Source organism: Lentibacter sp. XHP0401, assembly GCF_025751535.1.
In the GTDB taxonomy this organism is placed as follows: Bacteria; Pseudomonadota; Alphaproteobacteria; order Rhodobacterales; family Rhodobacteraceae; genus Lentibacter.
On the sequence record NZ_JAOWLC010000012.1, the window covers coordinates 73,424 to 86,953 of the forward strand.

The window sequence follows — 13,530 nt, forward strand, 5'->3', positions numbered from 1 at the left end:
CGAATTGGCCGCTCTGTCCACCTTGGCTTAGGGAAGGGTCAGTCGAACTTGCCTGAGGGAGCGAGCACGGTTGCCTCGCCGATGAGGACTTTCTTGCCGTTCACAAGGCAGCGGGTTTCAAGCTGCACGCGGCGCTTTGCCACGTCGATTCCGATCACTTCGACTTCGGCCAGAACGGTGTCGCCGGGGCGGACGGGGCCGAGGAACTTGAGTGTCTGGCCCATGTAAACCGTGCCGTGGCCCGGGAGCTGCTCGCCGATCACAGCCGAGATAAGGCCCGCTGTGAGCATACCATGGGCGATGCGGCCCTCAAAAATAGTGTCTTGGGCATAGGCATCATCAAGGTGAACCGGGTTTCTATCGGTCGAGACTTGCGCGAACATCTCGATGTCTTCATCGGTGACTGTTTTGCGCAGATGGCGCGTCATGCCCATCTCGATTTCTTCGATTGTGATGGTCCCGCGGGGCAGATTATCCAACATTGTGCCCTTCCTTTACGTGATATGGCTTGGTAACATTCGGGCGCTAAGCGGCCTTTGATTGAAACTTTATTACTTCGCAGTTGCAGAAAGATCAAGTGGAAACTCTGCTTCGGTCACTCAGTGGCGTCAACTTTGAACGCCCCACCAACCGAGTGTGTTGCGCAGGTGAGTGCGGATCGCGTCATGTGCCGCAGAGACGTCACGGGCCTCCAGTGCAGCAATGATATCAAGGTGTTCCCGCATGGCCGAGACGATACGGGCGGGCAAAAAGGGACGTGAATTCTGGATGATGGCGATTCTGTCACGATTTTCGGCATAAAGACGCGCCGCTAGTTGGGAGCCAATACCGGCAGCGAGCGTGTCGTGCAGCAATAGATCCGTTGAGATGGCGCGGGGGGACAGATCGGGGAAAGCTTCCTGTTCGGCTTCTTTCAAGAGCGACTCGTGGCTTTGCCGTAATGCACCGAGTGGCATCTCCGAGCCCCTTTCGATCAGGCAGCGTGCGCCCTCGCAATCAAACATGGCGCGCAGCTCGAGACAGTCGCGGGTTGTTTCCGGACCTGCGTCCATAACCATGATGCCGCGTTTTGGCAGGATGGTCAGAAGCCCTGTGGCTTCGGCTCGTTTTACGGCCTCGCGCACAGAAGAGATTGGCATATCGAGGCTTTCCACGAGCATCGGCATGGACAGGAATGTGCCACCTGCAAGCTCACCGCTGCGCAGCTGTTGAAGCAATGCAGACAAAGCTCGTTCGGTCTGAAGATCGGGTTTTTCTTTTGGCATTACGCCCCCTTGCAGGTTTTTTGAGTGCGGTAAAAATGGGCGGATGGCCTGCCTTATTGGCCTTGATTTGCAGGCAATTCAATAAACACTTACTTGGTTTCCCGATATATCTGCCAGAAGAAATTTCTTCTAACATGTTAGGTGCAATTTTTGATGATGTCGACATCAACAAAGCACCTGACTCAAGGGAGCCGCAAAACAGGTATCTCGGAGCGGGATCAACAGGGACAGAAACTGGAGAACAACATGGACAACTCAGGAGCGCATGGCGCGCAAGGGGACCACGACACGCTCAACCCCGTGAGCAAGGACCAAAAGACTTGGGGCTGGTTTGCTATTTTCAACATTTGGGCGAATGATGTTCAGTCGCTTTTTGGCTACACGCTTGTGGCATCTCTTTTCATATCATTTGGTGTGAGCGGCTGGACAGCCTTCACGGCGCTGATTGCTGCAGGATTGTTTGTGATGTTTCTTGTGAACCTCTCCGGCGCGGCAGGTGAAAAATACGGTATCCCTTATCCCGTTTTCGCGCGCGCCAGTATGGGCACGCAGGGTGCCAAGCTGCCCGCTATATTGCGGGCCATCACGGCTGTCTTCTGGTATGGTGTTCAGGTCTATTTCGCCTCGACTGCCATTTCCCTGCTCATCCGCTCGGTCACGGGCCTTGAGCCTGGAGCTCAGATGCTTGGCTTGGACGGGGTCGATTGGGTTGCGTTCCTGATCGTCTGGGCCTTTCACATCGTGATTTTCTGGCGCGGGATGGACTGGGTTGAAGGCTTCCTCAACTTTGCGGGACCGTTTGTTTATGCGGTTATGATCGGGCTTGTGATTGTGCTTTGGGTCAAATCGGACGGAATGCTTCTGAGTGAGGCGCGCACAATCTTTGCCAACCCGGAAGGCACATGGGGCACGGAGATTGCCGGTTTTGTGGCGATTGTCGGCACGATGGTGGCTTATTTTGCTGCTGTGATGATCAACTTCTCGGACTTCTCACGCTATGCCAAAGACAAGAGCGCGATGAAGAAGGGCAACCTTGCGGGCTTGCCTTTCAACATGATCCTGTTTTCGGCGCTGGCGCTTCTGACGACGGCTGGTGCGGCTGTGGTTTATGGTGAAAAGCTTATCAATCCGACCGATATTGTGGCGCGCACCGACTCGGTGTTGCTGGGTGTGATTGCGGCGATTACCTTTTTTGCAGCAACGGTTGGCATTAACCTTGTGGCCAACTTCATTCCTGCGGTGAACGGGATTGCCAACCTTGCGCCGAAGTCGATCAGCTTTCGCATGGCGGGGCTTATCACCTCGGGCTTTGCCCTGGTGATTGGCGGACTATGGACTGCGTTTATCAGTGAAGTCGGCATTGGCGGGTTTGTGAACACGCTGGGGGCCGTGCTTGCGCCTCTCTATGGCATCATGATTGTCGATTACTATCTCTTGCGCCGTGAAGAGCTGAACCGTGATGACCTCTACAACATGGAAGGTGGCGAGTATCACTATACAAACGGATGGAACAACACCGCGCTTGTCGCCATGGCGATTGCGGCGGTTTTCTCGATCGCGGCGGTTTGGGTTCCGGCGCTGGCTGTGTTGAGTGGTTATGCCTGGGTGATCGGCGCGCTGCTTGGCGGGATCGTTTTCTACATTATGAGCAACGGCAAGCGCTAAGCCCGAGAGCTTGGATGCTTCAGGAGCGGCCCGCCTTGTGCGGGCCGTTTCTATTTTTGCTCAGCGCAGGCGGCCTATGGCGAAGGTCGGTGTAACCATTGCTTTGGTTACAAAGGCGTCGAGGGCTTCTGCATCGGGCTGGTTGCCGGTTTTGGTTTCTGAAGCGGCGAGGCCACCTGTGATGAAGAGAGAGTCGATATCTTCGCCTTGCGCGCCCTGAATGTCGGTGTGGATGCCATCGCCGATGGCGAGGATGCGGCTGGTGTCGGCCTTGCTTCCGAGCGCTGCGAGGCGGCGGCGGGCCAGATCGTAGATTGGGGGATGGGGTTTGCCGAAGTAGAGGCTTTCGCCGCCCATCTCGGTGTAAAGCGCGGCCAAGGCTCCCGCGCACCATTCGCGCACCTCGCCACGGTCGACAACGATATCGGGGTTGGCGCAGAGTAGTTTCATGCCCTTTTGCTTGGCATAGAGAAAATCGGGGCGGTTCACAGCGGGATCTGCCATCGGGTCAAACGGGCCGCAGCAGACGATGCCTTCGGCCTCCGGCAAGGGGACCCGGGTGATATTCACAGGCTCATGGATGATCTCCATCGGCTCAAAGAAGCCTGCGTCGCGTTCCCATTCACCCATGAAATAGACCTTTTCCCCAACCATTCCGCGGAACATGGCGGCGCGCGCAGAATCACCCGAGCTTGCGATGCTGTCATAGGCATCGTCAGACACACCGAACTGGACAAGCTGGCTGGCGACGCCCTCACGAGGTTTGGGGGAGTTCGTGACAAGGATCACAATCCCGCCGCTGGCGCGATAGGCCTGAAGTGCGGCCACGGCCTCGGGGAATGCTTTGACGCCGTCATGGACGCAGCCCCATAGATCGACGAAGAGAGCGTCATATTGGGCAGAGATTTCGCTGAGAGCGGGGATGATACGGGTCATGGGGCAGGCTCCTTTAAGGCTTGAGAGTGTTATGGCAGGAGGGCGGGGGGTTGAAAAGAGGGGTTGCGCCGCAGCTTTGCTGCGTCGCGGTGGGCGGATTTTCTGCGAAAATCCGCAACAGAACTGCGAGAGTGGGGAAGCCTCTCCCAAGGGCGCGCCTATGGATAGCGCGGAGCCTCCGGCGGGGATATTTGGAGCAAGAAAAAGAGTTAGGGGGTTTTGAGGAAATGGGGTGTGAGCAATTCAGCCCATCGGGCATAGGCTGCCTCGGAAGGGTGAAAACCGTCTTCGGCGAGATATTCGGAGGCGAAGGGCAGGTCGAGCGGGATATGGGTGAGTGCCGTGCTGGCAGCGCAAAGCTGCGCGAGGGCATGATCAAGTCGTGCCGCATCGGCTCCGAGAATACGGCGCAGGGGCTGGGGCAGCAGCGAAAAATGCGCCATCGGTGGCAGACCCGAGCGATAGATGTGCTGTATTTCGAATTTGTGCTGCAGAAGGCTGTGCAGGGTTTGTTGTTGCTCAAGCCAGACCTTCGGGCGCACAAGGCGGGTGACATCGTTGACGCCGAGCACAACGAGGGCGGCATCAAACGCCTGAGCTGGCAGGGCATTTAGATGTGCGATGGTCAAGGCTGTGGTCGCGCCGGTTTTCGCCTCAAGCTGCCACGAGAAGTTATGTTGCACGCTTAGGCGTTCGCTGAGTTGGCCCGTAAGCGCACGCGTTTGGTGTGATGCGCCGACACCTGCTGCAGAGCTATCGCCAACAATGAGCAGGCGCAGGGGCGCACCCTGTCCCGCTTGGCCTGTGCGTGTGCCGTCGGGCTCGGGCAGTTGCAGCGCGCGGGCGCGCACTTGCAGCGCTTGAACGGCGAGGAGGGGAGATAGGGCAATTTTTGCGAGCATGAGAACGGCCATAAAGAGAAAAGGCGCCCCTGAATGGAGCGCCTTTTGATTGATTGGCAGCAGATCAGAGTTTGAGGCTTGGGATGATCTGTTTTTTGCGGCTCATGATACCTGGCAGAACGACCGCATCGCCAGAAACCGTTGCGCCGAAGCTTTTCTCGGCGAGTGTTTTGACCAGTTCGTTTGGCACAAGCAGCGTGGCTTCTTCGTTCAGGATATCGACCACAAAGAGCAGCACCTGATCCACGCCATCTTCTTTTGCAACGGATGCCAAGCTGTCGATCAGGCTTGCCTTGCGGCTGAGCACTGTCTCGGGCGCTGTGGTTTCGAGCACGGAGACGCGGAATTTCGTGCCGGCGACTTCGTATTCCTTGCTGTCCATGCGCAGAAGCTCGGCATCGGAGAAGGCGGAAACATCAGACTTGGCGGCAAACATTTCTGCGGCGTAGGCGGGGATATCGACACCCAGATCGCGTGCGAGCTGTTCGGCCACGGCCTTGTCGTGCGGTGTGGTTGTGGGTGAGCGGAACTCGAGCGTATCCGAGAGAATGCAGGTGAGAGCTGCGCCTTTGGCCCAGTCGGGCATTTTGACGGCGTCATCGCCCATGAGGTCGATCATCAAGGTGGCGGTGCAAGCGAGTGGGCGAATGGTGATCTCGATCGGGCCTTTTGTTTCAAGGCCGCCAACGAGCTTGTGGTGATCAATGATGGCCTGCACATCGGCGTTGTTCACACCTGCGGGCAGCTCGGCGGGGTTGTTTGTATCGACGATCACGCAGGGCTGGTCTTCATCCAGATCGGCGATAATGCGGGGCTTGGGGAGATCCCATTTTGCGAGCATGAAGGCAGCCTCGGTGTTGGGCTCGCCCAGAAGCACGGCTTCGGCGCTTTGGCCTTTGACTTCGTTGAGATACCACGCCCAGAGGATGGGCGAGCCTGTGCTGTCGGTGTCGGGGGATTTGTGGCCCAGAACGAGGGTTGTCATTACGGCTGCTCCTGCAAGATTAGACTGATTTGCGCGCCTTATAGGCTTATGATGCGGGCTTGTCACGAGGCCTTGCTCGGGGCAGATTACCTCCATGACAAAGTTGAAAGAAACCGAGCTCTACGCTCCTGTGAAAGCCTATCTTGAAGCCTTGGGCTATGATGTGAAAGGCGAGGTGGGTGCAGCCGATGTTGTGGCGCGGCGCGCGGGCGAGGAGCCGGTGATTGTGGAACTCAAGACCGGGTTCTCGCTTCAGCTTATGCATCAGGCCATTGCACGGCAAAGGCTGACGGACAGTGTGTATGTGGCTGTGCCGCGTTGGAAGGGGCGGGCAGGCTGGAAGGCGTTCAAAGCCAATGTCGGCTTGTGCAAGCGGCTTGCTTTGGGGGTTCTATCGGTAAACCTTGAAGACGGGACAGTGCAGGCACACAGCGACCCTGCGGCTTTTCAGCCGCGTAAGTCAAAGCCGAAGAAGGCCGCGTTGATGCGCGAGTTCGAGGCCCGCGAAGGTGATCCGAACGCTGGCGGCATGAGCCGCGAAACGATTATGACCGCTTATAGGCAGGGGGCTGAGAAATGCGCCCGCCATCTGGCTAAGCACGGGCCATGCCGCGGGCGCGATGTGAAGGCCGCAACCGGCGTTGAGCGGGCGACGATAATGATGCGCGCCAATTACTACGGTTGGTTTGAAAAAGCGGATAAAGGCGTTTATGCGCTGAGCTCTGTGGGGCGTGCGGCGATGAAGCCCTCAAGGTGATCTTGCGCTTGTGATTTCGTCAGACATGGTTAAAACTGGAGTGGATAACTTTTTGGAGCTGCCCCAATGACACGTAAATCCTTTTTCCTTTCTGCTGCTTCCCTTGCCATGGTTGCCAGCCTTTCTGCATGTGGCTCGCGCAACGCGGGTGAAAACCTTGTTCAGGTTCAAATGAGCGAAGCTTCTTATCAGAACCTTTACGGCGCACAAGCCAGAGGTTGCGACGATGTTGCAGGCGAAGGCTGTAACCCGGTAGCTTACTAAGCATAAGCAGGGAAGGCAGGGCTGAGCTCTTGTCAACATACCGAGCCTTGAGAAGCCTCCTAGCGGGGGCTTTTTGTTTTTATGAACGTGGCGACAAGTCTTACAATTTCGGGCGATAGGAGCGGGGTGATGATATGCCCCATGCCTTTGATCGGGTGGTATTCGCTGCCTTTGATGTGTTCGGCAATCTCGGCGCCAAGTTCGGGCGGGATGAGGGTGTCGTCCAGCCCGTGAATAACACAGCAGGGCATTTCGATTTTGTTCAAGGCGGGCCGCCTGTCGGGGGCGTTCATCGTGGCGAGAAGCTGGCGGTTGATACCAGCGGCCTTTGGGCCTCCTCGCAGGTAGGCGGCTCGGGCCTGCGCGCGAATGTAGGCTTCATCGGCAGGGTAACCGGGGCTGCCCCAGATACCGTATTCCGCCATCAGTGCATCTTCGGCCGCTTCAAGCGAGGCGTCATCACGCGCCACGAGCTGAGGCAAAAGCTCGGCTACAGCGCCGCGTTCGACGAGCGGGCGACAGGTTGTCATCACGATCGTATCTGTCAGGAGGCGCTCGGGATGGTGGAGAGCGAGAAGCTGGGCGATGGCTCCGCCCATGGAGATGCCGAAGATATGCGCGCGCTTGATGCCGAGCGCGTCCATGATTCCGATCACATCGGCTGCCATATCGGTAAGGGCGTAGGCCTCTTCGATGGCTTCGCCGCGCATGGCAGCTGCGATGATATCGTCGGCCTGCGAGAGCGCAGGGGCATCGTCAAAGCGTTGTGAAAGGCCGACATCGCGGTTGTCGAAAACGATGGTGCGAAAGCCTGCGGCGACAAAGCCGTTGATCAGGTTGTCGGGCCAGTGAACCAGCTGTGTGCCAAGCCCGCGAATAAGGATGAGGGCTGGGTTGGCTGCCTCGCCATGATCCTGCACTTCTAGGGTAATACCGTTGGCTTTGAGTTGCATGGATTATTCCTGATTGAGTTTGAGGCGGGTGATGGCGTAGCCCTCATTTGCAAGCAGGTTCAGCACACCGTTTTCACCGGGGAAATGCGCGGCGCCAACCACGACGAGGATATCTTTTTCAGGAGCGGCGAGCAGCTCGGAGCGCCATGCTGTGTTGCGGTTGGTGAGCAGAAGTTGCTCGAAGAGAGCAAAATCTTCGGCGGCATTTTCTCCGCCTGTTTCAAGGGAAAGTGCCTCGGTGTATTCCCAGATTAACGCGATTTCTTCGGCTATGTAACTTTGATAGAGTGTTTCGACCATATCGTCAGGATTGACCAGCTCAAGTAGCGAGAGCCGCAGAAATTCGATCTGCTTTTCGGAGGAGAAAGCATCAAAAAGCGTGGCGACGGTGCGGTAGTCTTCAATCGAGCGGGTGGGTAGCCCCTCTTCGGCGAGTGCCTCGGCGAGGGCGCGGTCAATGCCCAAATCGCCTTGCTGCATAAGGCGCATTTTGCAGGGGCTCATGCCGAGCATCATCGAGACGAAAAACGGCTTCATCTTGGCTGTCATGAAAGCCGGAAAGCCGCGTGCCTGCATCTTGACCTGAACAGAGGCCCATTCCTCGGGCGTGAGAAGGCTGGGAAGGGTCGGCCCCGAGGTGACAAACATCATGTCGGGTTTTTGCGCCATCTCACGTTCGAAGCGCTTTGTATCGGCGGCGTTCATCTCGAAGTAGGTGACATCAGCAGTGCTGGCGAGGGGCAGAAGGCGCTCAAGGTGCGCTTCGGTGAACTCGTGGGGCAGATGATAGCTGCCAAAAAGCGTGATGGTGCGCGCACCTTTGGTGGCCTGCCAGAGCAGTCCTTCGGCATAGGGCTGTGTCGCGGCTTTGGCATTTAGGCTGGCAATCTCGGGCGGAGGCATGGTTGTGAACAGGTTTCGACCTGTGCAAGCGTCGGCATGGGCCGTGACGGGCAGGACGAGAAGAGCTGTGAGAAGAAGGGTGCGCAGCATTGGGGCCTCTGAAGTGTTTGATGTGAGGCTATGATGCAGGGATCGGTGACGCAAGCTGCGGATGAAGAAACAGATAGTCACAAATTTTTTGCTACCTTTCTTGACTCATTCCTGAACGCGCCCTAGCTATGCGCCGTTAGCACTCCTATGTAGTGAGTGCTAAACCTGGTTAGAAGCCGGGTTGGATATTGAAACTCAAGCGTAAGGAGCCTCGAGAGATGGCATTTACACCGCTTCACGACCGCGTAGTCGTTCGCCGCGTAGAAGGCGAAGAAAAAACAGCTGGCGGATTGATCATCCCCGAAAGCGCAAAAGAAAAGCCCGCCGAAGGCGTGATCGTTTCTGTTGGTGCGGGTGCACGCGACGAAGACGGCGATCGCATTGCAATGGACGTAAAAGCGGGCGACCGCATTATGTTTGGCAAATGGTCCGGCACAGAAGTCACGATTGACGGCGAAGAGCTTTTGATCATGAAAGAATCCGACATCATGGGCATCATTGCCTAACTGTCCCCCCGAAATTCAAATAAATTAGGAGCAAACTATGTCAGCTAAAGACGTAAAGTTTGGAACCGACGCCCGCAACCGGATGCTCAAAGGTGTGAACATTCTTGCCGACGCGGTTAAAGTTACTCTCGGCCCGAAAGGCCGCAACGTAGTGCTCGACAAATCGTTCGGCGCACCACGCATCACCAAAGACGGTGTCTCTGTTGCCAAAGAGATCGAGCTTGAAGACAAGTTCGAAAACATGGGCGCGCAGATGGTCAAAGAAGTGGCCTCACGCACCAACGACGAAGCCGGCGACGGCACAACAACTGCGACAGTTCTGGCACAAGCCATTGTCAAAGAAGGCATGAAATCGGTTGCCGCGGGCATGAACCCGATGGATCTGAAGCGCGGTATCGACCTTGCCACAAGCAAAGTCGTTGAAGCGATCAAAGCAGCAGCCCGTGACGTGTCAGGCTCTGACGAAGTTGCCCAGGTTGGCACGATCTCAGCCAACGGCGAGCGCGAAATTGGCCAGCAAATCGCAGACGCGATGCAAAAAGTCGGCAACGAAGGTGTTATCACCGTTGAAGAAAACAAAGGCCTCGAAACAGAGACCGTTGTTGTTGAAGGCATGCAGTTTGACCGCGGTTACCTGTCACCTTACTTCGTGACAAACCCTGACAAAATGGTTGCAGAGCTGGAAGACTGCCTCATCCTGCTTCACGAGAAAAAGCTGTCATCACTTCAAGCGATGGTTCCGCTTCTCGAGCAAGTGATCCAGTCCCAAAAGCCGCTTCTCATCATCGCAGAAGATGTTGAAGGCGAAGCTCTTGCGACACTCGTGGTTAACAAACTGCGTGGCGGTCTGAAAATTGCGGCTGTTAAAGCACCCGGCTTCGGCGACCGCCGCAAAGCCATGTTGCAAGACATCGCGATCCTCACAGGTGGTCAGGTGATCTCGGAAGACCTCGGCATGAAGCTTGAGTCTGTCACAATGGACATGCTCGGCACGGCCAAGAAAATCTCCATCACCAAAGACGAAACAACAATCGTTGATGGCGCTGGTAACAAAGCCGAAATCGAAGCGCGCGTGGCACAAATCCGCACGCAAATCGAAGAAACAACATCTGATTACGACCGTGAAAAACTCCAGGAGCGTGTTGCGAAACTCGCAGGTGGTGTTGCTGTTATCCGCGTTGGCGGCATGACAGAAGTGGAAGTGAAAGAGCGCAAAGACCGTGTTGACGATGCTCTGAACGCCACACGCGCGGCTGTTCAGGAAGGTATCGTTGTGGGCGGCGGTGTTGCTCTCGTTCAGGCTGGCAAGGTTCTTGACGGTCTTGAAGGCGAGAACAACGACCAGAGCGTCGGCATCAACATCGTTCGCAAAGCTGTCGAAGCGCCTCTGCGCCAGATCGCCGAGAACGCCGGTGTTGACGGAGCGGTTGTTGCGGGCAAAATCCGCGAAAGCAGCGACCTGAAGTTCGGCTTCAACGCACAGACAGAAGAATATGGCGACATGTTCAAGTTCGGCGTTATCGACCCTGCGAAAGTTGTTCGCACAGCTCTGCAAGACGCAGCTTCGGTTGCGGGCCTTCTGATCACAACAGAAGCCATGGTTGCTGACAAACCGTCAAAAGACGGTGGCGCAGGTGGCGGCATGCCCGACATGGGCGGCATGGGCGGCATGGGCGGCATGATGTAAGACGAATTCGCGTAGCGAATTCTGTCTGCCCGACAGGTGGTTTTCTGGAAGAAAACCCACCGAGAGGGTGACGCCTGAAACAAAGAGGGGCGCTCCATATGGGGCGCCCTTTTCTTATCTGTGCAATCCTTTAAGGTTGCGCCATGACCACTCCTCTTTTCCCCTCTTTCGTGCGCCCGATGAAGCCTGATGAAACTGCGCAGGTCGATGCGGTGTTGCGCGAGGCGTTCGGTGGCCCCGATGAGGCCGAGCTTGTGGGGAAACTGCGCAAGAGCGGCGCGATGGCGGGGGAGATGGTTTTGCCTTTGGGCGAAGATATCATCGGATACTATGCACTCTCGCAGATGGTTGCGCCGAAAGGCTGGCTCTGCCTTGCGCCTGTGGCGATCCGGCCTGATTGGCAAGGGAAGAACCACGGCAAGCGGATGATTGGGCAGCTGGTAGCCTGGGCGGAGGGTGCGGGGCAGCCTGTTGTTGTGTTAGGGCAGCCCGAATTTTACGAGCGCACCGGGTTTTCACATGCGCGGGCGGCGAAATTGCAGAGCCCATATCCGGTTGAGCACACTTTACTTGCTGGAGTGGATAGCACACCTGAGGCAAAGCTTGTCTATCCCAAAGCATTTGACGGGCAGTAGACGGGCCACGCCTTGAGGCGCAGCCCGAAGGTGTTAAATGTCCAGCACCATATGAGGCTGACCATCGGAGGTCTTCTCAACCGTGCGACCATCGCGGCCGACTGTTACGCTCACACGTTTGCGCATGTTTGACATGCTCTCGAAGGTGATCACATCAACAGGCGTGTCAAAGTCGAGCGTGAGGCGGAAATACTGACCGCCACCTTGGTTGTTGAGCGCAATGATGGTGCCTTTGAACGGTTGCTTCAGGTAATGTCCGCTAACGCGCTGGCCGACCGCGAAGGGCTGGGCAGGTTGATTGCCGATTTGGGCGTGCAATGTGTTCCAGTCACGGTGGCCAAGCTGCTGCGCCAAAAGCTCAAGCGACTGGCTATGCGTGATAGGATTGCCTTGGTGATCAAGCGCGCGGCGCAGGGCTTTTGCCTGAGCTTTGAGGGCATCAAGGGAGGGGAGTAGATGTGTCATGTTAACCTCATTCAGCAGTCTTGCGGAGATGGGCTGGGCGCTCGCGTTGCCAACGAACCGCTTGGGCTGACGTCGGTTTTTCATGTTGTTTTCGGACTTCACCATGGCTTGCGCCTGCGAGCGGCAGGGGTCCGAACCCTGAGGGGCAGATAAGGGCGAGATGTGCGGCTGTCAAGGGAGGGCTTTTCTTGTGCCTCCCAGCGGCTTCGCGCAAACTGCCAGCATCCATCATGGAGACAGCAAACCCAATGCGACTGATTATGCTTGTTGCACTTACGATGGTCGCTTTTGCGGCGAACTCGGTTCTGAACCGTATGGCATTGAGCGGCGGCGAGGCGGGGGCGGCGGGCTTTGCGGCGCTGCGCCTTCTTTCGGGTGCGTTGGTGCTTGCGCTTCTGGTGCAGATCCGTGGGCGAGCGAGCTGGCGGCTGACAAGCGTTGTGGGGCCTTTTTCGCTCCTCGCCTATGTGCTTGGATTCTCGTTTGCCTACATCAGCCTTGATGCGGGCCTTGGGGCGCTGATCCTGTTTGGCGGTGTGCAGGTGACGATGTTTGCCGGTGCGCTTTTGCGGCAGGAACATGTGCCGCCGATGCGATGGGCGGGCGTGTCTCTTGCTTTTGCGGGTCTTGCTTTCTTGATGTGGCCAAACAGTGCCACGCCTGTTCCTGTGGGCGGCGCTGCGCTAATGCTCATCGCCGCTCTCGGCTGGGGTATTTACTCGCTTGTCGGCGCAAAGGCAGATGATCCGCTGGCTGCAACGGCGCGTAATTTTGTTTGGGCGACCCCCTTGGGGCTTCTGCCCGCGTTTTTTCTTTGGGATGGGATGAGTGGAACTGGCGCACTTCTGGCGGCTCTTTCTGGTGCTGTCACTTCGGGTCTGGGCTATGCGCTCTGGTACCGGGTGTTGCCTGAACTGCCCTCAAGCGTGGCGGCTGTGGCGCAGCTCACTGTGCCTATCATAGCACTTGCAGGCGGGGTCCTCTTTCTGGGAGAGCCGCCAAGCTGGCGTTTTGCTGTGGCTGCAAGCATGGTCTTGGGCGGTGTGGTGCTTTCGCTTTATCGTACCAAGGGCTCCAAGGCATCGTAGAAGGCGCCATCGCCCCAAGCGATATCTGGCAGGCTGTCGGGCTTGTAGCGGATGCTCTCAAGCTCTTGGCGGCTGAAAAATTGCCACTTGGTGACGATATTTTCAGGGTCTTGCCAGTCCTCTGTCAAAGCGCCTGAAATGATCTTGCAGCGAAAGTAGAGGTCAACCTGATGAAAGCTATGCGAGGGCGCGTGAAATTCGTTGACCAGACAAGGCGCACCAACCGAGATGTGCAGCCCCGTTTCTTCGTAGACTTCGCGCGCCAGATTGTCGGGCAGGCTTTGATGCGGCTCGGCCCCGCCGCCGGGGGCGCACCACAGATCGGAGGTATCCCCCGCGAAGGCATTGACCATCAGGAGCCTGTTGTCGTGCAGGATGATCGCGCGGGTGGCGAGACGAATGGGGCGCTGGGGCATGGTTGTGCTCCTT

16 protein-coding genes are annotated in these 13,530 nt (G+C 57.1%); 7 read left to right on the forward strand and 9 right to left on the reverse strand.

The features are described 5' to 3' along the window. Positions 1-38: 38 nt before the first annotated feature. Together OE750_RS15040 and OE750_RS15045 are read right to left on the reverse strand one after the other, a co-directional pair. Positions 39-482: a MaoC family dehydratase gene (locus OE750_RS15040; RefSeq protein ID WP_263765131.1), complete on the reverse strand. Its 444-nt coding sequence runs from the start codon at positions 480-482 to the stop codon at positions 39-41. Positions 483-608: 126 nt separating this feature from the next. Next, on the reverse strand, positions 609-1,265 hold the full coding sequence (locus OE750_RS15045; protein ID WP_263765132.1) for a GntR family transcriptional regulator: 657 nt from the start codon (positions 1,263-1,265) through the stop codon (positions 609-611). Between the two features lie 246 nt (positions 1,266-1,511). Here OE750_RS15045 and OE750_RS15050 point away from each other — a divergent pair, with 246 nt between their 5' ends. Next, positions 1,512-2,930 carry an NCS1 family nucleobase:cation symporter-1 gene (locus tag OE750_RS15050; RefSeq protein ID WP_263765133.1) on the forward strand — a complete coding sequence of 473 codons (1,419 nt, stop codon included), beginning with the start codon at positions 1,512-1,514 and terminating at the stop codon, positions 2,928-2,930. 60 nt (positions 2,931-2,990) lie between these two features. Here OE750_RS15050 and OE750_RS15055 read toward each other — a convergent pair whose 3' ends face one another. From OE750_RS15055 to OE750_RS15065, 3 genes are all read right to left on the reverse strand, one after another. Further along, the gene (locus OE750_RS15055) at positions 2,991-3,866 is read right to left on the reverse strand and encodes a TIGR01459 family HAD-type hydrolase (RefSeq protein WP_263765134.1); all 876 of its coding nucleotides are present in this window, start codon (positions 3,864-3,866) and stop codon (positions 2,991-2,993) included. 209 nt (positions 3,867-4,075) lie between these two features. Then, on the reverse strand, positions 4,076-4,768 hold the full coding sequence (locus OE750_RS15060; protein ID WP_263765135.1) for an SGNH/GDSL hydrolase family protein: 693 nt from the start codon (positions 4,766-4,768) through the stop codon (positions 4,076-4,078). A gap of 64 nt (positions 4,769-4,832) precedes the next feature. Further along, entirely contained in the window at positions 4,833-5,753 is a 921-nt protein-coding gene (locus OE750_RS15065) for a manganese-dependent inorganic pyrophosphatase (RefSeq protein WP_263765136.1), read from the reverse strand. Positions 5,754-5,847: 94 nt separating this feature from the next. Here OE750_RS15065 and OE750_RS15070 point away from each other — a divergent pair, with 94 nt between their 5' ends. Next, the gene (locus OE750_RS15070; RefSeq protein ID WP_263765137.1) at positions 5,848-6,510 is read left to right on the forward strand and encodes a DUF2161 domain-containing phosphodiesterase; all 663 of its coding nucleotides are present in this window, start codon (positions 5,848-5,850) and stop codon (positions 6,508-6,510) included. Positions 6,511-6,576: 66 nt separating this feature from the next. Then, positions 6,577-6,774 (forward strand): hypothetical protein, encoded by a 198-nt coding sequence (locus tag OE750_RS15075; RefSeq protein ID WP_263765138.1) that lies wholly within the window; start codon positions 6,577-6,579, stop codon positions 6,772-6,774. Between the two features lie 59 nt (positions 6,775-6,833). On the opposite strand, the gene OE750_RS15080 is transcribed toward OE750_RS15075, so the two are convergent. After that, the gene (locus tag OE750_RS15080; protein WP_263765139.1) at positions 6,834-7,727 is read right to left on the reverse strand and encodes an alpha/beta fold hydrolase; all 894 of its coding nucleotides are present in this window, start codon (positions 7,725-7,727) and stop codon (positions 6,834-6,836) included. Positions 7,728-7,730: 3 nt separating this feature from the next. Further along, complete coding sequence (locus OE750_RS15085; protein WP_263765140.1) at positions 7,731-8,720, reverse strand: TraB/GumN family protein; 990 nt, start codon at positions 8,718-8,720, stop codon at positions 7,731-7,733. Positions 8,721-8,938: 218 nt separating this feature from the next. Between OE750_RS15085 and OE750_RS15090 the strand changes: the two genes are divergently transcribed. From OE750_RS15090 to OE750_RS15100, 3 genes are all read left to right on the forward strand, one after another. After that, complete coding sequence (locus OE750_RS15090; protein ID WP_263765141.1) at positions 8,939-9,226, forward strand: co-chaperone GroES; 288 nt, start codon at positions 8,939-8,941, stop codon at positions 9,224-9,226. 37 nt (positions 9,227-9,263) lie between these two features. Beyond that, a complete protein-coding gene (groL, locus tag OE750_RS15095; RefSeq protein ID WP_263765142.1) occupies positions 9,264-10,913 on the forward strand; it encodes a chaperonin GroEL in 1,650 nt (549 codons plus the stop codon). A gap of 143 nt (positions 10,914-11,056) precedes the next feature. Then, a complete protein-coding gene (locus OE750_RS15100) occupies positions 11,057-11,548 on the forward strand; it encodes a GNAT family N-acetyltransferase (protein ID WP_263765143.1) in 492 nt (163 codons plus the stop codon). Between the two features lie 33 nt (positions 11,549-11,581). Here OE750_RS15100 and OE750_RS15105 read toward each other — a convergent pair whose 3' ends face one another. Continuing rightward, positions 11,582-12,013: a glyoxalase superfamily protein gene (locus tag OE750_RS15105; protein WP_263765144.1), complete on the reverse strand. Its 432-nt coding sequence runs from the start codon at positions 12,011-12,013 to the stop codon at positions 11,582-11,584. A gap of 230 nt (positions 12,014-12,243) precedes the next feature. Here OE750_RS15105 and OE750_RS15110 point away from each other — a divergent pair, with 230 nt between their 5' ends. After that, positions 12,244-13,101, forward strand: coding sequence for a DMT family transporter (locus OE750_RS15110; protein WP_263765145.1), 858 nt, complete (start codon positions 12,244-12,246; stop codon positions 13,099-13,101). On the opposite strand, the gene OE750_RS15115 is transcribed toward OE750_RS15110, so the two are convergent. Further along, the gene (locus tag OE750_RS15115; RefSeq protein WP_263765146.1) at positions 13,071-13,517 is read right to left on the reverse strand and encodes an NUDIX domain-containing protein; all 447 of its coding nucleotides are present in this window, start codon (positions 13,515-13,517) and stop codon (positions 13,071-13,073) included. The two genes, OE750_RS15110 and OE750_RS15115, sit on opposite strands and share 31 nt — an antisense overlap. Positions 13,518-13,530 lie beyond the last annotated feature (13 nt).

Coding starts and splice junctions, on each gene's coding strand:
- OE750_RS15075 (WP_263765138.1), top strand. CDS start 6,577: ATGACACGTAAATCCTTTTTCCTTTCTGCTGCTTCCCTTGCCATGGTT.
- OE750_RS15110 (WP_263765145.1), top strand. CDS start 12,244: ATGGAGACAGCAAACCCAATGCGACTGATTATGCTTGTTGCACTTACG.
- OE750_RS15085 (WP_263765140.1), bottom strand. CDS start 8,720: ATGCTGCGCACCCTTCTTCTCACAGCTCTTCTCGTCCTGCCCGTCACG.
- OE750_RS15100 (WP_263765143.1), top strand. CDS start 11,057: ATGACCACTCCTCTTTTCCCCTCTTTCGTGCGCCCGATGAAGCCTGAT.
- OE750_RS15115 (WP_263765146.1), bottom strand. CDS start 13,517: ATGCCCCAGCGCCCCATTCGTCTCGCCACCCGCGCGATCATCCTGCAC.
- OE750_RS15105 (WP_263765144.1), bottom strand. CDS start 12,013: ATGACACATCTACTCCCCTCCCTTGATGCCCTCAAAGCTCAGGCAAAA.
- OE750_RS15050 (WP_263765133.1), top strand. CDS start 1,512: ATGGACAACTCAGGAGCGCATGGCGCGCAAGGGGACCACGACACGCTC.
- OE750_RS15090 (WP_263765141.1), top strand. CDS start 8,939: ATGGCATTTACACCGCTTCACGACCGCGTAGTCGTTCGCCGCGTAGAA.
- OE750_RS15040 (WP_263765131.1), bottom strand. CDS start 482: ATGTTGGATAATCTGCCCCGCGGGACCATCACAATCGAAGAAATCGAG.
- OE750_RS15080 (WP_263765139.1), bottom strand. CDS start 7,727: ATGCAACTCAAAGCCAACGGTATTACCCTAGAAGTGCAGGATCATGGC.
- OE750_RS15070 (WP_263765137.1), top strand. CDS start 5,848: ATGACAAAGTTGAAAGAAACCGAGCTCTACGCTCCTGTGAAAGCCTAT.
- groL (WP_263765142.1), top strand. CDS start 9,264: ATGTCAGCTAAAGACGTAAAGTTTGGAACCGACGCCCGCAACCGGATG.
- OE750_RS15055 (WP_263765134.1), bottom strand. CDS start 3,866: ATGACCCGTATCATCCCCGCTCTCAGCGAAATCTCTGCCCAATATGAC.
- OE750_RS15060 (WP_263765135.1), bottom strand. CDS start 4,768: ATGCTCGCAAAAATTGCCCTATCTCCCCTCCTCGCCGTTCAAGCGCTG.
- OE750_RS15045 (WP_263765132.1), bottom strand. CDS start 1,265: ATGCCAAAAGAAAAACCCGATCTTCAGACCGAACGAGCTTTGTCTGCA.
- OE750_RS15065 (WP_263765136.1), bottom strand. CDS start 5,753: ATGACAACCCTCGTTCTGGGCCACAAATCCCCCGACACCGACAGCACA.